At 66.8% G+C, this 24,362-nt stretch carries 22 protein-coding genes; 17 read left to right on the top strand and 5 right to left on the bottom strand.

Annotated elements, in window-relative coordinates; translation table 11 throughout:
• Nucleotides 1–25: 25 nt before the first annotated feature.
• Nucleotides 26–1,318 (bottom strand): hypothetical protein, encoded by a 1,293-nt coding sequence (locus RSO01_RS07310; RefSeq protein WP_147147693.1) that lies wholly within the window; start codon nucleotides 1,316–1,318, stop codon nucleotides 26–28.
• Between the two features lie 94 nt (nucleotides 1,319–1,412).
• Between RSO01_RS07310 and RSO01_RS07305 the strand changes: the two genes are divergently transcribed.
• The 4 genes from RSO01_RS07305 (at nucleotide 1,413) to RSO01_RS07290 (ending at nucleotide 4,668) form a co-directional block, all read left to right on the top strand.
• Nucleotides 1,413–1,814, top strand: a complete 402-nt coding sequence (locus RSO01_RS07305; RefSeq protein WP_147147691.1) for a hypothetical protein — start codon at nucleotides 1,413–1,415, stop codon at nucleotides 1,812–1,814.
• Nucleotides 1,815–1,863: 49 nt separating this feature from the next.
• Nucleotides 1,864–3,330 carry a DUF2252 domain-containing protein gene (locus tag RSO01_RS07300; protein ID WP_218037270.1) on the top strand — a complete coding sequence of 489 codons (1,467 nt, stop codon included), beginning with the start codon at nucleotides 1,864–1,866 and terminating at the stop codon, nucleotides 3,328–3,330.
• A 130-nt stretch (nucleotides 3,331–3,460) separates the two neighbouring features.
• Nucleotides 3,461–3,901 (top strand): hypothetical protein, encoded by a 441-nt coding sequence (locus RSO01_RS07295; RefSeq protein WP_147147689.1) that lies wholly within the window; start codon nucleotides 3,461–3,463, stop codon nucleotides 3,899–3,901.
• Between the two features lie 287 nt (nucleotides 3,902–4,188).
• On the top strand, nucleotides 4,189–4,668 hold the full coding sequence (locus tag RSO01_RS07290; protein ID WP_147147687.1) for an invasion associated locus B family protein: 480 nt from the start codon (nucleotides 4,189–4,191) through the stop codon (nucleotides 4,666–4,668).
• A gap of 28 nt (nucleotides 4,669–4,696) precedes the next feature.
• On the opposite strand, the gene RSO01_RS07285 is transcribed toward RSO01_RS07290, so the two are convergent.
• A complete protein-coding gene (locus tag RSO01_RS07285; RefSeq protein ID WP_147147685.1) occupies nucleotides 4,697–5,878 on the bottom strand; it encodes an acyl-CoA dehydrogenase family protein in 1,182 nt (393 codons plus the stop codon).
• Between the two features lie 177 nt (nucleotides 5,879–6,055).
• Here RSO01_RS07285 and RSO01_RS07280 point away from each other — a divergent pair, with 177 nt between their 5' ends.
• A complete protein-coding gene (locus tag RSO01_RS07280) occupies nucleotides 6,056–6,379 on the top strand; it encodes a hypothetical protein (protein ID WP_147147683.1) in 324 nt (107 codons plus the stop codon).
• A gap of 49 nt (nucleotides 6,380–6,428) precedes the next feature.
• Here the strand turns inward: RSO01_RS07280 and RSO01_RS07275 are convergent, their stop codons facing one another.
• Both RSO01_RS07275 and RSO01_RS07270 read right to left on the bottom strand, forming a co-directional pair.
• Nucleotides 6,429–7,046: a histidine phosphatase family protein gene (locus tag RSO01_RS07275; RefSeq protein ID WP_147147681.1), complete on the bottom strand. Its 618-nt coding sequence runs from the start codon at nucleotides 7,044–7,046 to the stop codon at nucleotides 6,429–6,431.
• 30 nt (nucleotides 7,047–7,076) lie between these two features.
• Nucleotides 7,077–10,553, bottom strand: a complete 3,477-nt coding sequence (locus tag RSO01_RS07270; RefSeq protein WP_147147679.1) for an indolepyruvate ferredoxin oxidoreductase family protein — start codon at nucleotides 10,551–10,553, stop codon at nucleotides 7,077–7,079.
• A 175-nt stretch (nucleotides 10,554–10,728) separates the two neighbouring features.
• On the opposite strand from RSO01_RS07270, the gene RSO01_RS07265 reads away from it, so the two are divergent.
• The 11 genes from RSO01_RS07265 to RSO01_RS07215 all read left to right on the top strand — a co-directional run bounded on the left by RSO01_RS07265 (nucleotide 10,729) and on the right by RSO01_RS07215 (nucleotide 21,388).
• A complete protein-coding gene (locus tag RSO01_RS07265) occupies nucleotides 10,729–11,493 on the top strand; it encodes an ABC transporter ATP-binding protein (RefSeq protein ID WP_147147677.1) in 765 nt (254 codons plus the stop codon).
• Nucleotides 11,490–12,260: an ABC transporter ATP-binding protein gene (locus RSO01_RS07260; protein ID WP_246158162.1), complete on the top strand. Its 771-nt coding sequence runs from the start codon at nucleotides 11,490–11,492 to the stop codon at nucleotides 12,258–12,260. The genes RSO01_RS07265 and RSO01_RS07260 overlap by 4 nt, the downstream gene beginning before the upstream one ends.
• Complete coding sequence (locus RSO01_RS07255; protein ID WP_147147675.1) at nucleotides 12,257–13,453, top strand: ABC transporter substrate-binding protein; 1,197 nt, start codon at nucleotides 12,257–12,259, stop codon at nucleotides 13,451–13,453. Before RSO01_RS07260 ends, RSO01_RS07255 begins: the two co-directional genes overlap by 4 nt.
• Before the next feature lie 63 nt (nucleotides 13,454–13,516).
• Entirely contained in the window at nucleotides 13,517–14,374 is an 858-nt protein-coding gene (locus tag RSO01_RS07250) for a branched-chain amino acid ABC transporter permease (RefSeq protein ID WP_147147673.1), read from the top strand.
• A gap of 94 nt (nucleotides 14,375–14,468) precedes the next feature.
• Nucleotides 14,469–15,371 carry a branched-chain amino acid ABC transporter permease gene (locus RSO01_RS07245; RefSeq protein ID WP_147147671.1) on the top strand — a complete coding sequence of 301 codons (903 nt, stop codon included), beginning with the start codon at nucleotides 14,469–14,471 and terminating at the stop codon, nucleotides 15,369–15,371.
• Between the two features lie 10 nt (nucleotides 15,372–15,381).
• A complete protein-coding gene (locus RSO01_RS07240) occupies nucleotides 15,382–15,882 on the top strand; it encodes a GAF domain-containing protein (protein ID WP_147147669.1) in 501 nt (166 codons plus the stop codon).
• A 12-nt stretch (nucleotides 15,883–15,894) separates the two neighbouring features.
• Entirely contained in the window at nucleotides 15,895–17,664 is a 1,770-nt protein-coding gene (locus RSO01_RS07235; RefSeq protein WP_147147667.1) for a M3 family oligoendopeptidase, read from the top strand.
• A 224-nt stretch (nucleotides 17,665–17,888) separates the two neighbouring features.
• The gene (locus RSO01_RS07230; protein WP_147147665.1) at nucleotides 17,889–18,677 is read left to right on the top strand and encodes an LON peptidase substrate-binding domain-containing protein; all 789 of its coding nucleotides are present in this window, start codon (nucleotides 17,889–17,891) and stop codon (nucleotides 18,675–18,677) included.
• 73 nt (nucleotides 18,678–18,750) lie between these two features.
• Nucleotides 18,751–20,085 (top strand): ABC1 kinase family protein, encoded by a 1,335-nt coding sequence (locus tag RSO01_RS07225; protein ID WP_147147663.1) that lies wholly within the window; start codon nucleotides 18,751–18,753, stop codon nucleotides 20,083–20,085.
• A complete protein-coding gene (locus RSO01_RS07220; protein WP_218037269.1) occupies nucleotides 20,082–20,477 on the top strand; it encodes a DUF302 domain-containing protein in 396 nt (131 codons plus the stop codon). Before RSO01_RS07225 ends, RSO01_RS07220 begins: the two co-directional genes overlap by 4 nt.
• The gene (locus RSO01_RS07215) at nucleotides 20,474–21,388 is read left to right on the top strand and encodes an NAD-dependent epimerase/dehydratase family protein (protein WP_147147661.1); all 915 of its coding nucleotides are present in this window, start codon (nucleotides 20,474–20,476) and stop codon (nucleotides 21,386–21,388) included. Before RSO01_RS07220 ends, RSO01_RS07215 begins: the two co-directional genes overlap by 4 nt.
• A 592-nt stretch (nucleotides 21,389–21,980) precedes the next feature.
• Here RSO01_RS07215 and RSO01_RS07210 read toward each other — a convergent pair.
• Nucleotides 21,981–23,621, bottom strand: a complete 1,641-nt coding sequence (locus tag RSO01_RS07210; RefSeq protein WP_147147659.1) for a thiamine pyrophosphate-dependent enzyme — start codon at nucleotides 23,619–23,621, stop codon at nucleotides 21,981–21,983.
• A 45-nt stretch (nucleotides 23,622–23,666) separates the two neighbouring features.
• On the opposite strand from RSO01_RS07210, the gene RSO01_RS07205 reads away from it, so the two are divergent.
• Complete coding sequence (locus RSO01_RS07205; protein ID WP_147147657.1) at nucleotides 23,667–24,308, top strand: SanA/YdcF family protein; 642 nt, start codon at nucleotides 23,667–23,669, stop codon at nucleotides 24,306–24,308.
• Nucleotides 24,309–24,362 lie beyond the last annotated feature (54 nt).

The raw sequence follows: 24,362 nt of genomic DNA, 5'->3' as shown, positions 1-24,362 counted from the left end.
CCTGGAAGCCCGCGGTCCGGCAAGACTAAAACGCCCGCTTCACCCATAGCAGCGCGCGCCCAAAGAACTCGACGATCACGCCGAACAGCACCAGCACGAAGGCGTTCACCGGCATGGCGTAGTTGTGGCTGGGCAGTGCCGCCATCGCCTGGGCAAGGAACAGGCCGGCGAAGGCAACCGCCACGCCTTCGATCACCAGCCCCTGCCTGAAGTTCAGTTTCTGCCAGGCGCCGAATGCCGTCGTCGCCAGGAAATGGATCAACCCGATCGCCAGCACGATGCCGAACGGCGGGCCGGGATAGAGGGTCGGCGTGCCGAGCAGTATCCACGCCTTCGCGAGGTAGATGCGTACGACCTCGACCGGGTCCTCGGCCCAGCGCGCGAGATAGAGCTGCCACATCAGGCGGAAATACTCGGGCGAGCACCAGACGACGCCGGCCTTCTCTGCGATCTCCTCGCCATAGTCGTCGTCGTAGCGGATGCCCCACTTGTTCTCGACGAAGCCCAGGCCGAGATAGAGCGTATGCGACAGGCCGTGCGTGGCGAGCCGCTCGGCCTTCTGAATCTCGAAGGCCGCATCGCGCGCCATCACCACCCAGCGTGGCGTGGTGAAGGCGAGGAGGGCGAGCAGGCCGACCAGCAGCACCGGAGCGGGGCGGAACCGGCGCAGCAGGAGGACGATCGCCACCGCGGCGGTGACCATCAGCCCCATCATGCCGATCGATTCGCGCATCAGCGTCGCTACGCTGAGGAAGACGACGCCCGCGGCGATCCAGCCATTGGCCGCGCGCCGCGACAGCAGGCCCATCTCACGCGCCGCCAGCGCCATCGGCAGCACGGCGGCGAGACTGACCAGGCCGACATAGGCCCAGTGCGGCGAGGTGCCCATCCAGCCGAGATACTCGATCGGTCCTTTCCATAGCAGCACGATCGAGACGATGTAGGCGCGCAGCGCGAACAGCAGCCCCGCCAGGGTCAGCAGGCCGAGTGTGTCGGTGAGCGTGTTGAGCCGCGCCACGTCGATCAGGTCGGCATGGCGGCGCGTCGTGACCGACCACAGGGCGAGCAGCAGCGCATGGCCGGGATCGTCGGCGATGGCGCGCTCCGACATCGGCACCAGCTTGCCCTGCTCGCAGACGGCGAGCCAGACGCCGCGTTCGAGCGCGCAGTCGGCGGCGGCCAGCCACACGTTGGTGGCTTTCCAGTCCGACGGCATGATGTCGGCATAGTGGCCGTAGCGCTCGGAGTCGGCATAGGTGCGCTGGAACTGGCCCCAGACGAGCAGCGCCGCGAACAGGAAAAAGACCAGCGCCCTCAATGCTCCCCCGACCTCACGACGGTGTCATTTACCCGGCCTTGACCCGCGCGCGCAACGCAGCGCACCCTCGCAGGCGCCGCGATCGGAGTGTTGCATGCGTGCCGTCGTCGCCCTTTCGCTGCTCTGGCTAGCCGCCGCCTGCGCCGGGCAGACCAACCAGGAATTCGACATGAGGCTGCGCGAAATGGCCGGCAGCAACGAGCGCTCGTTGCTGGGCGGCATGGGGCGCATCCCTGACAACACCTACCAGCTCGACGAGGAAACCAAGATCCTGCAATGGCGCTGGGACACGTCGTACATCACCGGCGGCTGGGCGCCGACCTACCAGCGCGTCGGCTGGGGCCTATGGATGCCGATCGGCGGCTTTCCGCCGACCCTGGTGCGCCAGGGCTGCATCGTCGAATGGACGGTCACCAAAGGCTCGACCCAGTCCTATCGCTGGCAGGGCAGCGGCTGCAACACGGTCACCATCCACGCGACGCCGCCACCGGGTTGAGGCTCGTTACCCCGACCTCTATCGTTGCGCGCGATTTGAGGGGGCTGCCGTGACCGTCGTCGATCTGAAGGGAAACATCGACCCGAGCTATCACCGGCTGCTCTACGGCCAGGAGCGCAACCGGCTGGCCGACATGTTCCAGGCCAAGCGGCCCTCGGTGGAGGAGCGCCTGTCGGCCGGCAAGGCCCTGCGCGAGAAGGTGCCGCGCACCGCTCATGCCGCCTACGACAAGACGACCGACCGGCCCGACCCAGTCGACATCCTCGAGCAGCAGAATGCCGGGCGCGTCCAGAAGCTGGTGCCGGTGCGCTATGCACGCATGCTGATCTCGCCCTTCGCCTTCCTACGCGGCGCGGCGGCCGTCATGGCGAGCGACCTGTCGCGCACGCCGGTCACCGGCATGGCGGTCAGCGCGTGCGGCGACATGCACGTCTCCAACTTCGGTGTCTATGCCTCCGCCGAGCGCAACCTGGTGTTCGCCATCAACGATTTCGATGAAGTCCATCCCGGGCCATGGGAATGGGACCTGAAGCGCCTCGCGGCCAGCGCCGCGGTCGCCGCGCGCTTCATGGGCGGCGACAAGGCCGTTGCCACCGAGGCGGCGGCCGCCTGTGTGGCGAGCTATCGCAGACGCATGCGCGAATACTCCGAGATGGGCTATCTCGAGATCTGGTACGACACGATCGACGAGCGCGAGATGCTCGAGGCCCTGTCGCCGCGCGTGCGCCGTATCGCCGAGCGCACCATCGCCAAGGCGCGGGCCAAAGGCCATATCCGGTCGCTCGACAAACTTACCGAGCAGGTCAACGGCGAGCCGCGCATCGTCGAGGACGTGCCCCTTATCGTGCGCGAGAGCCATACGGAGCAGGGCACGCCCGTGCGCGACGTCCTGAACGAGATGCTCGCCGCCTATGTCAGCTCCCTGTCGCTCGATCGCCAGCGCCTGCTCGCGCGCTATCGCCTGGTCGATGCCGCGCGCAAGGTGGTGGGCGTGGGCAGCGTCGGCACGGCCTGCTGGGTGCTGTTGCTGCAGGGCGTCGACGACGACGATCCGCTGTTCCTGCAGGTCAAGGAAGCAAAGGCGTCGGTTCTGGCGCCCTATGTCGACCTGCGCCTGACGGTCAACAACGAAGGACAGCGCGTCGTCGTGGGCCAGCGCGCCACCCAAGGCTCGCCCGACATCTTCCTTGGTTGGGGGGAGGCTGACGGCAAGCACTTCTATGTCCGCCAGCTCGCCGACATGAAGGGCAGCGCCAGCTTCGCGGAAGGCAACAAGGAGGGCATCGGCAAGTTCATCGAATATTGCGGTCTGTGTGGTTGGGCGCTGGCGCTGGCGCACGCCAAGACCGGCGACCCGGCGATGATCGCGGGTTACTGCGGCAATTCCGGCACGCTCGACGATGCGATCGCGAAGTTCGCGCTGGCCTACGCCAAGCAGACCGAGCAGGACCACGACGCGCTCGACAAGGCGCGCCGCGCCGGCCGCATCAAGGTGGCGGCGGAACGGGTGGTTTAATTCGGACCTTCATGGTCTTCGGAGCGCGGACCTTCAGGTCCGCATCATGAGCATGAGCGGACCGGGAGGTCCGCGCTCCGGACGGAGCCTCGCCCTGCCTCGCGCGTTGAATCGCCCGGAGGACGCAACGATGCGACGCCTGGGTCTGACATCATCCCTGCTGATTCTGCTCGCCGGCTGCGCCGGCAGCCCGTCGGCGTCGCCGCAAGCCGACCAGGAAGCCAAGCGCTTCGATCGGCCGGCGCCCGACAAGGCCGCGCTCTACGTCTATCGCTCGGGCCTTCTGGGCATGGCGCGGCCGATCGATGTCAGCCTGGTCGGCGGATCGTCGGCCCAGCTCGGCTACAACACCTTCATTCGCGTCGAAGGCCCGCCCGGACCGGTCGAGATCGGCTGCAAGGTCGGCGACAAGACCGGCAACGGGCAGGTCCAGGTCGACAACGGCCAGACCCGCTTCGTCGAGGTCACGATGACGGTGGGCTGGCTGACGCCGGGCTGTGAGATCGCAGAAGTGCCTGCTGATCAGGGCCAGGCGGCCGTGCGTTCAGCGAGGAGGGTCGAACCACAATGACCGGCTGACTGCAATATTGCAGCATCGCGGTCAGTGAGAACGATTCTCCAACTAAACTGCAATGATGCAATAACCCATTGGGCCTCAGGTAATCTATTACATTAGGTAATGTACCTTGGGCTCTGAAAAGACTACCGAAAGCAAGGAATCACATTCTTTCGCTGGCACAGTTATTTTCCCTATCCCATTGGTTTGTAACGGAAAACTTTGCCTTGCAAGTGCCTTTCATGTACAACGGTTAGCATTATTGAACAAATATTTAGCGTAAATTATTTTGAGGTTGGGGGATGTTCACAACATGGAAGTTGGGGACGATCGGCGTCGTGCTCGCCACCGGCATATTCTCTGCGCAAGCACCGGATCGTCTGGGCACTGAGGGCGAATGGTTCGTCGAATGCGTCGTCGATCGCCTGGCGAACAAGCGCGACTGCGAGGTGGCCGTCGAGGTGAAGAGCACCGATCCGACGTTCCATATGGGCTTCATCTACCGGGTCGGCAGCGGCATGTTCCTGGCCGTCAGCCTGCCGGCACCCTCGCGCGTCGTTGCCCGCGTCGACGGTGGCGAAGCTTATGAGCTCGGCATGTGTACCGGTCAGGCCTGCCTGCTGCGCGGCCGCGTCGCCAGCCAGCTGCGCGACCGCATGCACCGGGGCGAAGTCCTGCGGCTCGAGTACCGCGGCTCCGATCGCGTCAGCGGCGTCGCCGAGGTGAGCCTGAGCGGCTTCAACAAGATGCATCTCGAGGCGCTCGATCGCCTCAGTCATTGAGCTGACGGCGAAGTCGGGCGTTGCCCGCTTACATGAACGTGCCGTCGGGGTCGCCGTTGAACAGGATGCGCCCGACGTTCTCGAAGTGCGCCTCGCGCGCCTGGATCTGCTGCGACAGCGTGTGGATGTCGCGGAAGCGGCGCTCGAACGGCGTGCCCAGGAAGATCGCCGAGGTGCCGGCAGCCTTGTAGACCCAGTCCGCCGTCTTCTCGGCCTGGTGGATGGCCTGCGTGCAGGCGAGCCGCACGCGGGCGCGGTCGGTCGTGCCGATCGGCTCGACCTCGTCGGCGCGGCCGTGAACGTCCTTCAGGATCTCGACCAGCCAGGCCCGCGCTGAGCCGATATCGGCTTCGCGGCGAGCGACGTCGGACTGGACGCTGGGATTGTCGGCCAGCCGCGCGAGATAGCGCGGTGTCTTGGTGGCGGCGAGCTCGATGAAGGCGTCGAGCATGGCACGCGCGATGCCGAGTGCCACCGCCGCCACGCCACAGGCGTAGAGGCCCTGCATGGTGAAGGCGTAGAGCGGGCCCTTGTCGCGGCGCAGCGTCGGATCCTCGCGCGTGCCGGAGAAGGTTTCGGGCACGAAGACGTCGGCGACGGAGTAGCCTTCCGAGGCGGTGCCGCGCATGCCAAGCGTGCGCCAGTCGCGGATCTGCGTCGTCTCGGCCTTGGGCATCAACACCGTGCGCACGGTCGGCCGCCCGAAGCGATTGCGGCGCAGCGAGCCGTCGGCCTCCACGACGTTGCCGTGCGCGCCAATCCAGGTGGCCTGGCGATAGCCCGACGAGAAATGCCATTCGCCGGTGACGCGATAGCCGCCCGGGGCGGCCACGAGCTTGTGCTGGTTGGGCGGTCCCCAGGAGATCAGGCCGCGCGGATCGCCGTAGATCGTGCGCGCTGCCTCGAAGGGAATGAAGGGCGCGATCAGGGCCGAGCTGTTGGCCACGAACATGTTCCAGCCCAGCGAGCCGTCGTGGCGCGCGATCTCCTCGATCGCGGCAACGTAGACCCAAGGCTCGACCTCCTCGCCGCCCAGCGAACGTGGCAGCAGCAGGCGGAACAGGCGGGATTCGTGCAGGTCGCTGATCAGCGGTTCCGGAAAGTCCTGGAGTTTCTCGATTTCGTCGCCAACGGCCGCGATCGCCGGACCGAGCGCACGGGCACGGGCGACGGGATCGGGCAGGCGAGTCGAGAGGCCGACATCGTTCATGGGAGAGACGATTGGGCGCGCTGCGGCGATGGATTGTCAATGGAGGTCGCCTCGCGGTGCGAGCGAGGCGGCCGGCTTCGCTCCTTTTGGCTGCCGCATTTAGGCCGGGCAATGGCCGCGCAACGTCGCGGCGTGCTGCTGGTTGACGTCGGGTACTCAACCCTCTCGGAGGACAAAATGACCAAGACAATCCTGATCGCTCTTGCTTGCGCAGCCTCTGCGGTTTCGCTGGCACAGGCCCAGACTGCCGGCTCGACGGGTGCGGGGGTGTCCGGCGGCGCCGGCGTCGGCGGCTCGCACGGCACGACCAGCGGCGGCGCCTCGGGTGGCGTCAGCGGCGGCGGTTCCGTCGTGACGCCGCCGGCCTCGACCGGCGCCGGCGTGTCGGGCGGCGCCACGGTCAACCAGCCCGCGATCGACATCAATCAGGCGCAGCAGCCCGGTGTCGGCGTCAACAGCGGCGCCAGCGGCGGCGGCAGTATCCCGCAGCCGGGACGCTAACGATTGGTTCGTTCCTCCCCATCGATCTCACGATGGGGAGGAACGAGTCCTATTGGGCGAGCTTCGCCCACTCGTCGGCCTGCACCCGGGCCACCAGCCGATAGCCGCCGGCGCCGTCGGGCTTGAAGATCGAGATCTCGCCCTCGCGGATGTCGAACCAGTCCTTGCCGAAGGCGTCCAGGATGTTGGGCTTGTGGCTCACCACCATGACGTTGGTGCCGGACATCGCCGTGGCCGCGAGCTTGCGCAGCGCCGCCGTCCGCCGGTTGTTCTCGATCGGCGTCACGACCTGGCCGCCCTCGCTGACGTCGGCCGTCGGCTGGGGCTCGCCGAAGCCCAGCAGCCGGGCCGTCTCGATCGCCCGGAAATACTGGCTGGAAACGACCTGCCCGACCGGGATGCCGAGTTTCTTCATGGCCGCGCCAATTTCCCGTGCCTTGGCCCGGCCGGCGTCGTTGAGCTGGCGCTGCTGGGCGACGTTGGCGAGGTTGAGCGGGTCGGTGTCGGCCTGGTCCTGGTGGGTGGCGCCGTGGCGCATGACGATGACGTAGCCGCCGTCGCGCAAGGCCGTGACCCACTCGGGCTGCGCCAGTGCCGGAAGGCTGATGATCAGAAGACCCGTGGTCAGGGCCAACAGGCAGGTCCGTCGAGCGACGCTGATAACCATGGTGCCTCCCCCTTGGGTTGTCGGCGCCGGTTACTCCGCTGCGATCTTTGCCGCCTCCGGGTTGCGCCACCGCTGCATTAGCTCGTCCAGCTTACGTCTGGCTTTCGCCAAATGGGCGTCCTTGACGTGGCCGTAGCCCTTGATGTCCTCGGGCACCGAGGCCAGCCGGACGGCGAGGTCGTGGTTGGTTGCCGAGAGGCCGGCCAGCAACTCGCCGACAAGCGCCTCGTATTCGCCGATCAGCGCCCGTTCGACCTTGCGCTCGGCCGTGTAGCCGAACAGGTCGAAGGCGGTGCCGCGCAGGAATTTCAGCTTCGCCAGCACCTTGAAGGCCGGCAGCATCCACGAGCCGAACTCCTGCTTCACGAGATGGCCGGTCTTGGGATCGCGGCTGGAGAACAGCGGCGGGGCGAGATGGAATTTCAGCCTGTAGTCGCCTTCGAACTGCCGCTCGATCCCGGCCTGGAAGGCGGCGTCCGCATAGAGCCGCGCCACCTCGTACTCGTCCTTGTAGGCCAGCAGCTTGGCATAGTTGCGCGCGACCGCCTCGGCGAGCCCGCTCTTGCCCGTCTTCTGCTCGGCTGAGCGCACCTTTTCGACCAGCACCTTGTAGCGCTCGGCGAGGGCTGCATTCTGGTAGCCGGCCAAGTGCTTGGCGCGCGACGCAACGATCTCGTCCAGGGTGCGCGAGATGCGGAAGGGCACGACGTTCTCCGCCGGCGCCAAAAGCTTCTCGACGGCGGCGCGGTCATCGGCGGCGCGGCGGCCCCAGCGGAAGGCCGCGGTGTTCATGGCTACGGCGGCACCGTTCAGCTCGATCGCCTTCTCGAGCGATTCGTGGCCGATCGGGATCAGGCCCTTCTGATAGGCGTAGCCCAGCATGAACATGTTGGTGGCGATCGAATCGCCCAGCAGCGCCGTCGCGATCTCGGTCGCCTCGACGAAGTCGCAGGCCTCGGCGCCGGCCGCCGCCTCGAGCGAGAGCCTCAGCGTGTTGGCCGGGAAGGCGAGGTCGGGCTTGCGCGTGAAATCGCCGGTGATGGTCTGGTGCGTGTTGACGATGGCGCGCGAGGCGCCGGGCTCCAGCCGGGCCAGCGCATCGGCGCTGGCGCTCACCACCAGGTCGCAGCCCAGCAACAGGTCGGCGCCGCCCGCGCCCAGGCGCACCGCATGCAGGGCTTCGGGCGAGGCGCCGATGCGGACATGGCTGATCACCGCGCCGCCCTTCTGCGCCATGCCGAGCTGGTCGAGCACGGTGACGCCCTTGCCCTCGATGTGCGCCGCCGTGCCCATGATGGCGCCGATGGTGACGACGCCGGTGCCGCCGATGCCCGTGATCAGCACGCCATAGGGCTTGTCGGCCACCGCGGGCAGGGTGGGATCGGTCGGCAGGGGCGGCTCGGCCGTCGCAACGGCGGTCTTCTTGTCGGCCTTGCCCTTCCGGACGCCGCCGCCTTCGATGGTGACGAAGCTCGGGCAGAAGCCGTTCAGGCAGGAGAAGTCCTTGTTGCAGGACGACTGGTCGATGGCGCGCTTGGTGCCGAACTCGGTCTCGACCGGCGTGACGCTGAGGCAGTTCGACTGCACCGAGCAGTCGCCGCAACCCTCGCAGACAGCCTGGTTGATGAACACGCGCTTTGCCGGATCGGGGAAGGTGCCGCGCTTGCGCCGGCGGCGCTTCTCGGCGGCGCAGGTCTGGTCGTAGATCAGGACCGATACGCCCTTCCACTCGCGCAATTCGCGCTGCACGTCGTCGAGTGCGCTGCGGTGATGGAAGGTGACGCCGGGCGCCCATTCGGTGCCGACCGGATATTTGTCGGGGTCGTCGCTCACCAGGGCGATGCGGCGGACGCCCTCGGCGTGGACCTGCTGGCTGATCGTCCATGGCCGCACGTTGCCGTCGTGCGGCTGGCCGCCGGTCATGGCGACGGCGTCGTTGTAGAGGATCTTGTAGGTGATGGTGGTGTTGGTCGCGACGGCATGGCGGATCGCCATGTAGCCGGAATGGAAGTAGGTGCCGTCGCCCAGGTTCTGGAAGACGTGCGGCATGTCGGTGAAGTGGTTGGCGCCGACCCAGGTCGCGCCCTCGGCGCCCATGTGGGTGAAGGTCTTGGTGTTGCGGTCCATGTTGATGGCAAGCGTGTGACAGCCGATGCCGGCCATCGCCATCGAGCCCTCGGGCACCTTGGTCGAGGAGTTGTGCGGGCAGCCGGAGCAGAAGTAGGGCACACGCGCCATGCCGGATTCGTTGCGCACCTGACGGCTGCTACGGCGTTGCAAAACCTCGAAGCGCTGCTTCGTGCGGGCGCCGAGGCCATCGAGGCCGAAGCGGGCGACGAGGACCGAGGCGATCTCGAAGGGCGTGAGTTCGCCGTCGATCTTCAGAAGCTTCTGGCCGCGCTCGTCGGTCTTGCCGACGACGACGGGCCGGCGGTCGGCCGGCGCGTTGAACAGCGCGTCCTTAAGCTGCTGCTCGATGATCGGCCGCTTCTCCTCGACGACCAGGATCTCGCGCTTGCCCTGGGCGAAGGCCGTGACGCCCTCGGTCTCGAGCGGCCACACCATGGCGACCTTGTAGACGGCGAGGCCCAGCCGCTCGGCCTCGGCATCGTCGATACCAAGCTCGTCTAGCGCCTGGCGTACGTCGAGATAGGACTTGCCCACGGTGACGATGCCGAAGCGGGCATCGGGCCGGCCCATCATCAGCCGGTCGAGCTTGTTGGCGCGCCAATAGGCCAGCGCCGCCGGATGCTTGACCGTGAGCGTGCGCCGCTCCTGGCCGAGCCAGTCGTCGGGCCAGCGGATGTGCACGCCGTCGGGCGGCAGGGCGAAGTCGGTCGGGAGCTGGATGTCGATGCGATGCGGATCGACATGGACCGAGGCCGAGGAATCGACCGTCTCGCTCATCACCTTGAAGGCGACCCACAGGCCGGAGTAGCGCGACAGCGCGAAGGCATGCAGGCCGAGGTCGAGATATTCCTGGACGCTGGCGGCGTGGATGATCGGGATGGCCGCGGCGATCAGCGCGGGCTCGCTCTGGTGCGCGGTGGTCGACGACTTCGCCATGTGATCGTCGCCGGCGAGGGCGACGATGCCGCCGTGCCTGGCCGTGCCGGCATAGTTGGCGTGCTTCAGCACGTCGCCCGAGCGGTCGACGCCCGGACCCTTGCCGTACCATATGCCGAACACGCCATCGTAGCGTGCGCCGGGATAGAGATGGATCTGCTGGGTGCCCCACAGCGCCGTGGCGGCGAGGTCCTCGTTGACGCCAGGCTGGAACTCGATGTGGTTGTTCTTGATGAAGCGCTTGGCCTGCCACAGCGCCTGGTCGAAGCCGCCCAGCGGCGAGCCGCGGTAGCCCGAGATATAGCCTGCCGTATTGAGGCCGGCCGCCAGGTCGCGCTGGCGCTGCATCATCGGCAGGCGCACCAGCGCCTGCGTGCCGGTCAGATAGACCCTTCCGCTTTCCAGTATGTACTTGTCGTCCAGGGTCACCGCGACGGGCAAGGCACCCTCCCAATACGTCTCGCTGGAAGACGGTAGCGACAGAATCTTGCGGCTTGCAATCGGGAACGGACGACCGGCCGCAAAAGGATGCTTTTCGATGGCGGACCGGCCTTCGCTACCTGCGCCGTTTCAAGGTTTCGTCTTCCCATGAAACGTTGTAAGCGTGCCCGGCACGATGCCTCTCCTCGAAATCAAAGACCTGCGCCGTGCCTTCTACGGCCTCGACGTCCTGCGTGGCGTGGACCTTTCGGTGGCGCCGGGCGGCATCACCGGCCTGATCGGTCCCAACGGGGCGGGCAAGACCACGCTCTTCAATGTGGTTTCGGGCCTGGTGCCGCCGGATGCCGGCTCCATCCGCTTCGACGGCGAGGAGATGGCCGGCTGGGCGCCCGACAGGATCAGCCGACGCGGGCTGGTGCGTACCTTTCAGGTAGCGCGCGGCTTCCCCAAGCTCTCGGTGTTCCAGCATCTCATGCTCTATGGCCGCGACCAGCCGGGCGAGAGCCTGTGGCAGGCGATCGTCGGCACCCGGGCGGCACGCGAACGCGAGGCCGCCCTTGCCGAGCGGGCATGGGAGACGGCGCGCTTCCTCAAGCTCGATCGCCTGATCGACAATCCGGCGACGGCGCTGTCGGGCGGCCAGAAGAAGCTTCTGGAGATCGGCCGCGCCCTGATGGCTGAGCCGAGGTTGGTGCTGCTCGACGAGCCGACGGCCGGCGTCAACCCGACCTTGCAGAACGAGATCGGCGAGCGGCTGCTGGAACTGCCGCGTCGCGGCATCACCGTGCTGCTGATCGAGCACGACATGGGCTTCATCGCCCGGCTGTGCAATCCAGTGATCGTCATGGCCGAAGGTCAGGTGCTGACCCAGGGCACCTTCGACGAGGTACGCACCGACCATCGCGTGCGCGAGGCCTACCTGGGACGGAGAGCCGCGTGAGTCTGCTGCAGATCACGGGGTTGCGCGGCGGCTACGCCGCGGCGGATGAGATCGTGAAGGGCGCCGATCTCAAGGTCGAGGCCGGCGAGATCGTGGCCCTGATCGGCCCCAACGGAGCGGGCAAGTCGACGCTGTTGAAGTTGATCGCCGGTCTGCTGCGGCCGAGCGGCGGCAGCGTGCGCTTCAAGGAGCAGGAGATCGCGGGCCTCGGCGCGCCGGCGATCAGCCGCAGGGGCCTCTCGTTCGTGCCGCAGGAGCGCAACGTGTTCGGCACGATGAGCGTGGCCGAGAACCTGGAGATGGGCGGTTTCATCGACGGTGCGCATGCGAGGAAACGCATGGCCGAGCTCTACGAGCGCTTCCCCATGCTGTCCGAGAAGCGGCGCGCGGCGGCGCGCACCTTGAGTGGCGGCCAGCGCCAGATCCTGGCGATGGCGATCGCTCTCATGAACGCGCCTGACCTGCTTTTGCTCGATGAGCCGACGGCCGGGCTCAGTCCGCGGGCGGCGGAGGAGCTGTTCGGCACCATTCTTGCCCTGAACAAGTCGGGCGTGGCCATCCTGATGGTCGAGCAGAACGCGCTGGAGGCACTGTCGGTCTCGGCGCGGGCTTACGTGCTGGTGCAGGGCCGGCCGGAGCACGAGGGCAGGGCTGCCGACTTGGCGGATGATCCGACGGTCCGCGATCTCTTTCTCGGCGGCAAGGCCCAGCCTATGCTTCGCGGCAACGGGGATTCTTCGAACAAGGGAACGGGAGACTTCACATGACCAACATCCGCATCGGCCGCCGCGCCGCGCTGGCGGCGGGCGTCGCCGCGCTGGCGAGCCCTGCCGTCGTGCGCGCGCAAGCCGATCCCATCAAGCTCGCGACTCTGACGCCGCTCACCGGCGCAGGCGGCCCCTACGGGCCGGTGATGGCCAAGGCGGCCGCCTCGGTAGTCGAGGAGGTCAACAAGGCAGGCGGCGTTCTCGGCCGGCGCATCGTGCTGGTGAGCGAGGATGACCAGACCAATCCCGAGGCCGCGGTGCGCGCCGCGCGCAAGCTCATAGACGTCGACAAGGTCGCGGCGATCATGGGCACCTGGGCCTCGTCGGTGACGACGGCCGTGGCGCCGCTCTGCTGGGAGAGCAAGACGTTCCTGTGCACCGTGTCGGGCGCGGATTCGATCACGCTGCTGCCGCACCAGGGCTTCCTGATCCGCACCCAGCCCAATTCCAAGCTTCAGGTCACCAGGGTCGGCGAGTTCATCCTCTCGCTGGGGGCCAAGAAGGCCTTCACCATGATCCCGCAGACGCCGTTCACGCAGTCGACCTTCGATATCCTGAACCAGGTCCTGCCCAAGGGCGGCTGCGCCCATCAAAGCCTGATCTACGACGACAAGAAGACGACCTACCGCACCGAGGTCGACCAGGCGCTGCGCACCAGCCCCGACGTGATCCTCGCCAACGGCTACACGCCCGACACCGTGGTGCTGTTGAAGGACCTCTATCGCGCGGGCTTCAAGGGCAAGATTCTGGGCTTCGCCTATTCGATCAACCAGAAGCTGGTCGACCAGGTTGGCCAGCCCGAGGTCGTCGAAGGCGTCTACAATTTCGCGCCTGCATCGGCCGAGGGCAGCTCGGCCTTCGAGAAGGCGAAAGCAGCTTCGGGTTCGGCCAATCCCGATCCCTATACCTGCCAGGTCTACGACCACATCAACCTGGTGCTGATGGCGATCGCGTCGGCCAAGGCCGCGACCGGCGAGGCGATCAAGGAGAACATCCGCAAGGCCACGATGAGCGGCGGCAAGGTCGTCGACAACGCCGTCGATGGCCTCAAGGAGATCGCGGCCGGCGGCAAGGTCGACTATGCCGGTGCGTCCGGTCCGTGCGATTTCGACGAGAAGGGCGACATCCTCGACTGCAAGTTCCGCTACGAGCAGATCAAGGCCGGCAAATTCACGCTGGTGAAGATTGCTTAACAATGGGAGCGCGGGCCTCTGGCCCGCTCATGATCATGATGCGGGCCAGAGGCCCGCGCTCCCATGATCATCCTGCAAGCCCTCGTTAACGGCATCGTGTCGGGCACGCTTCTCGCCGTGCCTGCCATCGGATTCACGGCGATGTTCGCCGTGCTGCGCTTCCCGAACTTCTCGGTGTCGGGCGTGGCGACGCTCGGCGCCTTCGCGGGCTATCTCGCCTACGGCGTGGGCCTGCAGATGGCGGGCTCGCTTGTTGTCGCCTTTGCCGTGGCGGGCGTCGCCGGCCTCGCCTTCGACAAGCTCGCCCATCTGCCGCTGATCAAGCAGGGCGCGCTGCCTGCGGCCATCGCTTCGATCGCCACCGGGATCATCCTGGAGAATGTCGTGCGGCTCGGCTTCGGCAACGCGCCGCGCGGCTACGACCGGCCGATCGCGCGCGATGTCTTCCTGGGCGATATCCGCGTCAGCCCCCAGCAGCTCGAGACCATGGGCCTGGCGCTGCTGCTGATGCTGCTGGTGTTCGCGGCCCTCGCCTTCACCCGCATCGGCAAGGCCATGCGCGCCTCGGCCGACAATCCCGAGCTCGCGGCACTGAAGGGCATCCGGCCCGAACGCATCGCTACGCTGGCAAGCTTCGTCGGCATGGGCCTGGTCGGCGTCGGCGGCATGCTGCTGGGCCTCGACAGCTCGATCGACCCGCTGACCGGCACGCGCATCCTGCTGTCGCTGTTCGCCGCCGCCGTGCTCGGCGGATTGGGCAGCGTGCCCGGCGCCGTGCTGGGCGCCTTCCTGATCGGCATGGCCGAGGAACTGTCGGTGCTGGTCGTCGGGTCGCAGTACCGCGCCGCCGTCGGTTTCATCGCCATCCTAGTTGTGCTGACGCTCAGGCCGCGCGGTCTTTTGGGTGAGAGGGCGTACTGATGTTTGTTGCCGGACCGCGGGCCTCCAGGCCCGCTCATACTTTGTCGAGAGATATCATGAGCGGGCCTGGAGGCCCGCGGTCCGGCAAGACGCAATGCTGAGCTACATTCTCTTCATCGCCACCATCGGCGGCATCTATGGCCTGCTGGCCCTCAGCCTCAACCTGATCTGGGGCGGCGTCGGCATGGTCAATCTCGGCCTGGCCGGCTTCTTCGCCGTCGGTGCCTATGCCTCGGCGCTGCTGACGACCGTCGGCCATGGTCCGATCGCCGCGGGCTGGTTGATCGCGCTGGTCGCGGGCGGCGTCGCCGGCCTCGTCGTCACGCTGTCGACCACACGCCTGCGCGAGGACTATCTCGCCATCGTCACCTTGGGCTTTGCCGAGACCGTCCGCCTGGTCGCCTCCAACGAGATCTGGCTGACCCGCGGCACCGACGGCATCTCCGGCATCCCGGGTCCGTGGAAGAGGGCTCTCGGCCCCGACTTCAACGCCGTCTACTTCCTGATCGTGGTTCTGGCGCTGCTGGTCGTGTTCTTCGTCATGCGCCGCATCGACCGCTCGCCCTACGGCCGCGCGCTGCGCGCCATCCGCGAGGATGCGCAGGTGGCGCAGGTCGCCGGCAAGCCGGTGCTGCGCTTCAAGACCGAGGCCTTCGTGCTGTCGGCCGCCATCGCCGGCCTCGCCGGCGCGCTCTACGGCCACTTCACGTCGTACATCGCGCCCGACATGTTCCTGCCGCTGATCACGGTGTACATCTTCCTGGCGGTCGCGTCGGGCGGTACCGGCCGGCCGGCCGGCGCCCTTGTCGGCGCCTACCTGGTCATGACGCTCCTCGAATCCTCGCGCTTCTTCGTCGAATGGATTCCGGGCGTCACGGCCGTGCAACGCGCCGCGCTCAAGGAGCTGCTGATCGCCGTCGCCCTCATCGTGGTGCTGAGGCTAAAACCGTCGGGCGTCCTGCCTGAGCGCGTTCCGCCCGCGCCGCGACCTTCATAGGAGTAGTTGCATGACACCGTTCGAATCCTGCCTGGCGGCGCTGAAGCAACCGGGTCCGCCCGAAGCCCTGTTCAAGGCCGTCGACAAGGCGCTGGCCGAGGTGGTCGGGCACAAGCTGTTCACGCTCCTCTACGTGGCGCCCGACGGCAAACGCGTGAAGCGGCTCTATACCAACATGCCCAAGGAATATCCCGTCGGCGGCTACAAGCCCGTGACCGAAAGCGACTGGCACAGGCTGGTCATCGGCAAGCGGCAGGCCTGGGTCGGCTACGACTACGACGACGTGAAGTGGGCGTTCTTCGACCACGAGCTGATCCGCTCGCTGGGCTGCGAATCGGCGATCAACCAGCCGGTGGTTTATGCAGGCCGCGTGCTCGGCACCATGAACCTGCTCGACGCCAAGGGGTACTACAAGGAGAGCGACCCGGCCAAGATCGAGCCGTTTGCCGCCCTGATGATCGGCCCGTTCCTTGACGCCATCGCTGCCGATCCCGATATCGCGAAGAACTAGGGAGCAAAGTCGATGACCGCGATGCTGGGCGAGCTGCCGACCTGGAAACTCGAAGACCTTTATTCCAGCCCCACGGGCACCGACGTCGAGAACGACCTGAAGCGCGCCACCGCCGACGCCCAGGCCTTCGCCAAGGACTACGAAGGCAAGGTGGCTGGTCTCGACGGCAAGGCGCTGGGGGCCGCGATCGCCCGCTTCGAAGCGCTGACCGACCTGATGGGCCGGCTCGGTTCCTATGCCCAGCTCTACTACGCGCAGAACATGGCCGATCCCGAACGCGGCCGCTTCTCGCAGAACGTCTCCGAAGCGTTGAACGAAGCCACGGCCAAGCTGGTGTTCTTCCGACTGGAGATGAACAAGATCGAGGACGGCGATCTCGCCGCCCGAATGAAGGAGCCGGCGCTCGCCAAGTACGCTCCCTGGCTGCGCGACGTCCGCCTGTTCCGTCCGCACGATCTGTCGGACGAGCTCGAGAAGTACATCCACGACCAGTCGGTGGTGGGAAGCTCGGCCTGGTCGCGTCTGTTCGACGAGACCATCGCGCGCCTGCGCTATCCCTTCCGCGACGAGGTGCTGACCGAGCCGCAGATCCTCGACAAGCTCTCCAACAAGGATGCCGCGGTGCGCCGCGACGCCGCCAAGTCGTTCGGCAAGGTGCAGGGCGACAACATCGCGGTCTTCTCCCTGATCACCAACACCCTGATCAAGGACAAGGAGATCGACGATCGCTGGCGCAAATATCCGCGCCCGCAGTCCTTCCGCAATCTCGCCAACGTGGTCGAGGACGAGGTCGTCGACGCCCTGGTGTCGTCGGTGAAGTCGGCCTATCCGCGCCTGGCGCACCGCTACTACAAGCTCAAGGCCAAGTGGTTCGGCGTCGACAAGATGCCGTACTGGGACCGCAACGCACCGTTGCCCGAGCACGACGACCGGGTGATCCCGTGGGCCGAAGCCGAGAAGATCGTGCTCGACGCCTATAATGCCTTCTCGCCGGAGCTGGCCGCTGTTGGCAAAAAGTTCTTCGGCACCGGCTGGATCGACGCGCCGGCGCGGCCGGGCAAGTCGCCGGGCGCCTTCGCCCATCCGACAGTGCCGTCGGCGCATCCCTATCTGCTGCTGAACTACCAGGGCAAGGTGCGCGACGTGATGACCCTGGCGCATGAGCTGGGGCACGGCGTGCACCAGGTGCTGGCGGCGCGGCAGGGTGCGTTGATGGCCGACACGCCGCTGACCTTGGCCGAGACCGCCTCGGTGTTCGGCGAGATGCTGACCTTCCAGTCGCTGCTCAAGTCGGCGCCCGACAAGTCGACGCGCAAGGCCATGCTCGCCGGCAAGGTCGAGGACATGCTGAACACCGTGGTGCGCCAGATCGCCTTCTACGACTTCGAATCGCGCCTGCATACGGCGCGCCGCCAGGGCGAGCTGACGCCCGAGGCGATCGGCGAGGTGTGGATGGCGGTGCAGAGCGAGAGCCTGGGACCGGCCTTCACCTTCGACGAGGAGTATAGGCACTACTGGTCCTATATCGGCCACTTCATCCATTCGCCGTTCTATGTCTACGCTTATGCCTTCGGCGACTGCCTGGTGAACTCGCTGTACGCTGCCTACCAGTCGGGCCAGTCCGACTTCCAGACCAAGTATCTCGACATGCTGAGAGCGGGCGGCGTGAAGCGCCACAAGGAGCTCCTGGCGCCGTTCGGCCTCGACGCCTCCGATCCGGCGTTCTGGGACAAGGGGCTTGGCGTCATCTCAGGCTTCGTCGACGAGCTGGAGAAGCTTTAGCGTCTTCTGGGAGCGCGGACCTGGAGGTCCGCGCTCCGGCAAGATCGTTGACAGCCCACCAGGCCGGCTGCAGTCTTTGCCGCGGGTGGATACGACCCGCCGCTTGCGCCCTATGGGTATGGTGAACGTATCGAGCCTCGTTCAGGCACTCCTTTTGCCGCGGCAAACGGATCAGTAACGCAAGCAACTGACTTTCCCGTTCTGCCGCCTGCAGAGGATGAGCAATGCGAGACTATCGTGATGCCAAGGCCATGGCGCAGACGCTGCGCCAGGCGCTCAAGGAAAGATCGATTTCCCTGACCCACAGCGAGAGCCTGGAACTGATCGCCAAGGTCCTGGGCCTCGCCGACTGGAACACGCTGTCGGCGCGCATCGATGCGTCGCCGAAGGCGGCGCCGTCTGTATTGCCGACCGTCAGGAAGCCCGTCCTGGCCATGCGCGACCTGGTGCTGTTTCCCGACATGACGACGCCGATCTATGCCGGGCGCCTGAAGTCGCTGGCGGCCATCGAGCAGGCGATGGCTGCAGACAATGAGTTCTTCTCCGTGACGCAGCGGCGGGTCGCCGATGACGATCCCGGTCCCGGCGATCTTTACACCATTGGGGTGGTCGCGAGGCCGATGGATGTCCTCAAGATGCCCGACGGCTCCATCAAGATGTTGGTGCAGGGCTTGCGGCGCGCCCGCGTGACCCGCTTCGACACGGAGGGCGCTTGTCTCGTGGCCGAACTCGCGGCGGTGTCGCGCGCAGGCGCGGCGCGGGAAGAGGCGGTGACCGTGGGCCGCGAATTGCTGCAGCGCTTCGCGGCCCACGCCAACATCGACCTTGCATCGCCACCGCAGGCGCTGGCGATACTGCCGCATCTCCAGGATCCCGGCCGCATCGCCGACATGATCGCCCAGTACCTGTCGCTCACCATCGAACAGCGACAGCAGCTCCTGGAGACGACCGACGTCGTGCAGCGGATGCAGATGATCCTTGCGTTGATGGCGCCGGACCGGCAAGCGGCCTGACGTCGAGGTGGCAACGCACCCCAATCGACCCTATATCGCTTGGGATGCGGGATGAACATTCCATGAGCCAGGCATGAGCCAGGACGAGGGCGATTCCCTCGGCGGCCGGCTCGGGCGTTACGCCCGGGTCGGCAGCTCGGTCGGCGGGTTGGCGGTGAAGCTCGCCGGCCAGCGCTATCTCGGCTGGACTCTCGACCGCGACAAGCACGCGTCGGAGCTCAAGGCGGCGCTGGGCGGCCTCAAGGGGCCGCTGATGAAGGCCGCCCAACTGATCGCCACCATTCCCGACGCGCTGCCGCCGGAATATGCCAAAGAGCTTGCGCAGCTGCAGGCCAATGCGCCCGCTATGGGCTGGACCTTCGTGCGCCGGCGCATGGCGACGGAATTGGGGCCGGATTGGCAGGCCAGGTTCGGCAAGTTCGACAAGGAGGCGTCGTTCGCCGCCTCGCTGGGCCAGGTCCATCGCGCGACGCTGCTCGACGGCACCGAGGTCGCCTGCAAGCTGCAATACCCGGACATGGCCTCTGCGCTCGAGGCCGACTTGAACCAGCTGAAGCTGGTGTTCGCCGTCGGCCAGCGCTTCGATCCCGCCATCCGCACCGACGAGATCCACGCCGAGATCACCACGCGCCTGCGCGAGGAGCTCGACTATCGCCGCGAGGCCAAACACGTCGCGCTCTACCGTCACATGCTGCGCGACGAGCCCAACGTGCACGTGCCCGAGGTCGTGGCCTCGCATTCGACCGACCGGCTGCTGACCATGACCTGGCTGCAGGGCGAGCCGCTGCTCAACTGGAAGAACCGCTCGCAGGAGGAGAAGGACCAGCTCGCCATCCACATGTTCCGCGCCTGGTACGTGCCGTTCTATGTCTACGGCGTGATCCATGGCGACCCGCATCTCGGCAACTACACGGTGCGGCCCGACGGCTCGGTGAACCTGATGGATTTCGGCTGCGTGCGCATCTTCCCGCCGCGCTTCGTGCGCGGCTCGATCGAGCTCTATCGCGCGCTCATGACCGACGACCAGGACCGCGCCGTCGCCGCCTACGAGGATTGGGGTTTCACGGGCCTCAGCCGCGAGATGATCGCCGTGCTGAACCGCTGGGCCGCCTTCCTCTACGGCCCGCTGATGGACGACCGACCGCGCCGGCTCACTGAAGGCATGGCCGACGGCCACGGCCGCGAGATGGCGCAGAACGTGTTCGGCGAACTGCGCCGCATGGGCGGCGTTCGTCCGCCGCGCGAGTTCGTGTTCATGGACCGCGCCGCCATCGGGCTCGGCGCCGTGTTCATCCATCTGCGTGCCTCGATCAACTGGCATCGTCTGTTCGAAGGCCTGGTCGAGGGCTTCGACGTGGACGCACTGGCCCAGCGCCAGCAGACGGCATTGACGGAGGCGGGACTGTGAGCGCCGAAGGATTGAGGGTGTTGCCGAGCCTGCATGGCCCGGGCGAGACGCTGGACAGGCTCGAAGCCGCCGTGACCCGTCACGGCATGACGATATTCGCCCGCATCGACCACGGCGCTGCGGCCAAAAAGGCCGGCCTGGAACTGCGGCCGACTGTGGTCGTATTTTTCGGCAATCCGCGCGCTGGCACGCCCGCAATGCAGAGGACGCCCACGGTCGCCATCGATCTGCCGATGCGGATGCTGATCTGGCAGGACGACAACGGCGCGACCTGGCTTGCATACAACGAGCCGGCTTGGCTGTTCCGTCGCCACGGCATCGTCGACGACGGCAGCGTCGACGTGATGATCGACGTCCTGCAGAGCATCGGCGGCGAAGCGACCGGACGATGAACATCCTGGTGACAGGTTCGTCGGGCTGGCTCGGCCAGACCCTGGTGCCGCGGCTCGTGCGCGACGGCCACAAGGTCGTTGGTCTCGACCCCGAGCCCGGCCCGACCACCGAGGTCGTGGGCTCGGTGGTCGATCGCGCGCTGGTGCGCCATCTCGTGCGCGATCACGGCATCGAGGCCATCGTGCATGCCGCGGCGCGCCACAAGCCGCACATCGAGACGCACGACAACTCCGAGTTCGTGGCGGTGAACGTGCAGGGCACGCTCAACCTCCTGGAGGAGGCAGTGGCGCCGGGCTCGAAGGTCGATCGCTTCGTCTTCACCTCGACCACTTCGCTGATGATCTCGCAGAAGATCCGCGACGGCAAAGCCGGCGGTGCCAAGCAGGCGATGTGGATCGACGAGACACTGGGGCCGCTCGAGCCGCGCAACATCTACGGCGTCACCAAGCGCGCCGCCGAGGAGCTGTGCCGGCTGTTCAACCATCTGCACAAGCTGCCGATCGTGATCCTGCGCACCGCGCGGTTCTTCCCCGAAGAGGACGACATGGCCCATGCCATCGAGCAGTCGGGCGACAACACCAAGGCCAACGAGTTCCTGTTCCGCCGGCTCTCGGTCGAGGATGCGGCCGAGGCGCATGTCGCGGCCCTGCACAAGGCGCCGGCGCTGGGCTTCGACACATTCATCATCTCTGCCATGACGCCGTTCTCGCCGGACGATTGCCGCGAGCTGATCGTCGATGCGCCGAAGGTCGTCGAGCGCTACTTCCCGGACTATCGAGAGCTCTATGACCGGCGTGGCTGGACGATGTTTGCCTCGATCGACCGCGTCTATGACGCCAGCAAGGCGCGGGACAGGCTGGGCTTCACCTGCGGGACGGGCTTCGCGGAAATCCTCGACAGCCTGCGCTGACAGGCACTCCGTTCTGCGCCATTGACGATCGAACGGCAGGCGTCGAGAATGGCGTCAGCACGACGAGGTCTCTCCGTCTCATTCCGGGAGATTGATGTGCGTATCCCTTTTTGAGTGCCGCACTGACGTTGTTCTTGGCGGGCTGTGTCGGCCCGGTTCCTCCGAGCGCGCCCGATACTGCACTTGCCCCGGCGCAGATGACCTTCTGGAGATGCCGCGAGTTCACCGTGCAGGTCATGGTTGAAGGGCAGCAGCAACAGGCCGCCGGTCAAACGTGCCAGCAGCCCGATGGCAGTTGGCAGGTTACGCTGAACACGCCCGGCTTGCCGCAGCAGGTCTACACGCTGCCGCCACAGGCGATCTATCCGAATCCTTATTCCGAGCCATCCTACTGGTGGGACCCCTGGTTCTATGGGCCGTGGTTTGTCGGCGGCCCGGTCTTCTTGGCCCCTCGCTTTCACCATCATGGTTTCCGGCATAATGGCGCGTCCCACCATGGCGGGTCCCACAAAGGCGGGCACCGCCACGGCGGTTCTCACGGCGGGCGAAGATGAATGTCAGGCGGTAGGACCGCCTTCGTGGGCTCGAAGCGTCAACCCCTGACCCGCGGCATCATGATCAGATCCCACGGGCTCGGCACGTCGCCGTGCGGCACCCAGACCAGTGCCGGCGCATTGAGCGCGAAGGCCTTCTTCAGGCAGTCCTCGAGCTGGGGCGCGTCGAGGGCCTTGAACGAGGCCACGCCGAAACTCTCGGCGAGCTTGACGAAGTCGGGGTTGTGCAGGTCCGACGCGATCAGGCGATTGCCGTAGTGCTGCTGCTGGATGCGCTTGACGTTGCCGAAGCCGCCATTGTCGAACACCACGACGACGACCGCGAGATTGTGGCGGACCGCGGTGGCGAGCTCGCCGACCTGGTACATGAAGCCGCCGTCGCCGGCGATCGCCAGCACCTTGCGGTCGGGCATCGCCGCCTTGGCGCCCAGCGCCGTGCCGAAGCCCCAGCCGAGATTGTCCTGGTAGCCGGGCGACAGGAAGGTGCGCGGCTGCTCTATGGGAAGGGCCACGCGTGAGGCGAAGCCGATCTGCGAGACCTCGTCGACGAAGATGCCGTCCTCGGGCAGCGCGGCACGGATCGCCTTCAGGAACGAGACCTGCGGCTCCAGTCGCGACAGGCGCTCGGCGAGCCAGGCGCGATGGCCCTTCAGCTCATCGGCGCGCGACGGGCGCGGCCGGTTGTGCTTGGCCAGCGCCGCGATCAGTGCGCGCAGTTGCGGTGCTGCATCACCCAGCAACGTCACGTCAGGCTTGCGCAGGCGCTCGGGCTCGTCGGGATCGATGTCGAGGCGCACGACCTTCAGGTCCTTGTCGATGCCCCAGCTGCCATTCTGGATGAAGAAGCGCGTACCGACCGCCAGCACGGCGTCGGCATCCTTCCATAGGCGATGGCCGACCGGCATGTCGACGGCCAGCCGATGGCTGCTCGGGATGACGCCGCGCCCGCGGCGATAGGAGCTGACCGGCGCTTCCAGCATCTCGGCGAGCTCGATCACCTCGGCGCTGGCGCCGATGGCGCCGCCGCCAATCACGATGATCGGCCGCTCGGCGGCACCCAGGATCTTGGCTGCCGCCGCGATCGCCTCATCGTCGATCGCTTCGGCAGGCTTTGGCAGGGGTGCGTCGGGCAACACCACCTCGGCCCGCTTGGCCCAGGTGTCGAGGGCGCATTCCAATGCGACAGGCCGCGGCCGGCCGGTGGTGGCGTGCCACACCGCCTGGCTCACCAGCGTCGGCGCCTCCTGCGGGCCTCTGATGCGCTCGGCCCACTTGGTGATGTGGCGTAGCAGGCCGAGCTGGTCGTGGATCTCGTGCAGATGGCCGTGACCCTTGTCGATGTCGGCCTGAGGGATCTGTCCGATCAGGCCGATCACCGGCGCGTTCATGCCGTAGGCGGTGAGCAGCGCTGCGCCCGCATTCAGCATGCCCGGTCCCGGCACCACGGCGAAGGCTTGCGGCTTGCCCGTCGCCAGTGCCGCGCCCAACGCCATGTAGCCCGCGGTCTGCTCGTGCCGCGGATGAATCACGCGCAACCGGCCCTCTTTGCTGTTAGCACCGGCGTGATAGAAGGCGTCGAACAATGGATCGTGGTGCAGGCCGGGCAGGGCATAGACGGTGTCGATGCCATGGCGCAGGAGGGTTTCGACCGTGGCTTCGGCAGTTGTGAGACGGGGCATGCTGCCGGTCTATAGAGGCAGTCAGATACGATCAAGGCGTGGTGCATGCGCCTGATCCTGTTCGCCCTGTTTGTTCTGGGCGCGCTGGCTCTTGCCGTTGTGCTGCTTGCGTGGCTCGCCGAGCGGCGGCTCGACCAGACGGCCGAGGAGCGATCGTTCAACGATGTTGCGCGCCTGCCCAACGTCGAGGTGGCGCTGGTGCTCGGTACGGCGCCGATCGGCCCGGAGGGCGGGCCCAACGTCTATTTTGTCCATCGCCTCGACGCCGCCGCCGCGCTGTGGAAGGCGGACAAGGTCAAATACTTCATTGTCTCCGGCAGCCCCGACGAACCCGCCGCGATGCGCGCTGGCCTGGTCGAGCGCGGCGTGCCGACGGCGGCGATCTACGGCGATCCGGCGGGCTATCGGACTTGGGACTCGGTGTTGCGCGCGCGTGATGTCTTTGGCCAGAAGCGCCTCATCATCGTGTCGCAGCGCTTTCACCTCAGCCGGGCGCTGTTCCAGGCGCGTCACGCCGGCATCGAGGCCTGGGGGTTCGAGGCGCGCGACGTCGATTCGCCGTACAGTATCTTCACCGAGTTGCGCCGCTTCCCTTCGGCGCTGCGCGCCTACTTCGACGTCTGGACAGACGCACCGGCACGCGACAGCAGTCCGCCGGTGAAGATCGGGGTCGATCCGCCGTCATAGCTGGGTCTTGCCGGAGCGCGGACCTCCAGGTCCGCTGATGATCATGATGCGGAC

Source organism: Reyranella soli (genome assembly GCF_007992495.1).
In the GTDB taxonomy this organism is placed as follows: Bacteria; Pseudomonadota; Alphaproteobacteria; order Reyranellales; family Reyranellaceae; genus Reyranella; species Reyranella soli.
The sequence above is the reverse complement of the archived record's forward strand: the minus strand, read 5'-3'. Positions and strand labels throughout refer to the sequence as shown.

What these genes read in the sequence shown, in the direction of transcription:
- RSO01_RS07305 (WP_147147691.1), top strand. Translation starts at nt 1,413, where the DNA reads ATGCGTGCCGTCGTCGCCCTTTCGCTGCTCTGGCTAGCCGCCGCCTGC.
- RSO01_RS07295 (WP_147147689.1), top strand. Translation starts at nt 3,461, where the DNA reads ATGCGACGCCTGGGTCTGACATCATCCCTGCTGATTCTGCTCGCCGGC.
- RSO01_RS07290 (WP_147147687.1), top strand. Translation starts at nt 4,189, where the DNA reads ATGTTCACAACATGGAAGTTGGGGACGATCGGCGTCGTGCTCGCCACC.
- RSO01_RS07285 (WP_147147685.1), bottom strand. Translation starts at nt 5,878, where the DNA reads ATGAACGATGTCGGCCTCTCGACTCGCCTGCCCGATCCCGTCGCCCGT.
- RSO01_RS07280 (WP_147147683.1), top strand. Translation starts at nt 6,056, where the DNA reads ATGACCAAGACAATCCTGATCGCTCTTGCTTGCGCAGCCTCTGCGGTT.
- RSO01_RS07275 (WP_147147681.1), bottom strand. Translation starts at nt 7,046, where the DNA reads ATGGTTATCAGCGTCGCTCGACGGACCTGCCTGTTGGCCCTGACCACG.
- RSO01_RS07265 (WP_147147677.1), top strand. Translation starts at nt 10,729, where the DNA reads ATGCCTCTCCTCGAAATCAAAGACCTGCGCCGTGCCTTCTACGGCCTC.
- RSO01_RS07255 (WP_147147675.1), top strand. Translation starts at nt 12,257, where the DNA reads ATGACCAACATCCGCATCGGCCGCCGCGCCGCGCTGGCGGCGGGCGTC.
- RSO01_RS07250 (WP_147147673.1), top strand. Translation starts at nt 13,517, where the DNA reads ATGATCATCCTGCAAGCCCTCGTTAACGGCATCGTGTCGGGCACGCTT.
- RSO01_RS07245 (WP_147147671.1), top strand. Translation starts at nt 14,469, where the DNA reads ATGCTGAGCTACATTCTCTTCATCGCCACCATCGGCGGCATCTATGGC.
- RSO01_RS07240 (WP_147147669.1), top strand. Translation starts at nt 15,382, where the DNA reads ATGACACCGTTCGAATCCTGCCTGGCGGCGCTGAAGCAACCGGGTCCG.
- RSO01_RS07235 (WP_147147667.1), top strand. Translation starts at nt 15,895, where the DNA reads ATGACCGCGATGCTGGGCGAGCTGCCGACCTGGAAACTCGAAGACCTT.
- RSO01_RS07230 (WP_147147665.1), top strand. Translation starts at nt 17,889, where the DNA reads ATGCGAGACTATCGTGATGCCAAGGCCATGGCGCAGACGCTGCGCCAG.
- RSO01_RS07225 (WP_147147663.1), top strand. Translation starts at nt 18,751, where the DNA reads ATGAGCCAGGACGAGGGCGATTCCCTCGGCGGCCGGCTCGGGCGTTAC.
- RSO01_RS07215 (WP_147147661.1), top strand. Translation starts at nt 20,474, where the DNA reads ATGAACATCCTGGTGACAGGTTCGTCGGGCTGGCTCGGCCAGACCCTG.
- RSO01_RS07210 (WP_147147659.1), bottom strand. Translation starts at nt 23,621, where the DNA reads ATGCCCCGTCTCACAACTGCCGAAGCCACGGTCGAAACCCTCCTGCGC.
- RSO01_RS07205 (WP_147147657.1), top strand. Translation starts at nt 23,667, where the DNA reads ATGCGCCTGATCCTGTTCGCCCTGTTTGTTCTGGGCGCGCTGGCTCTT.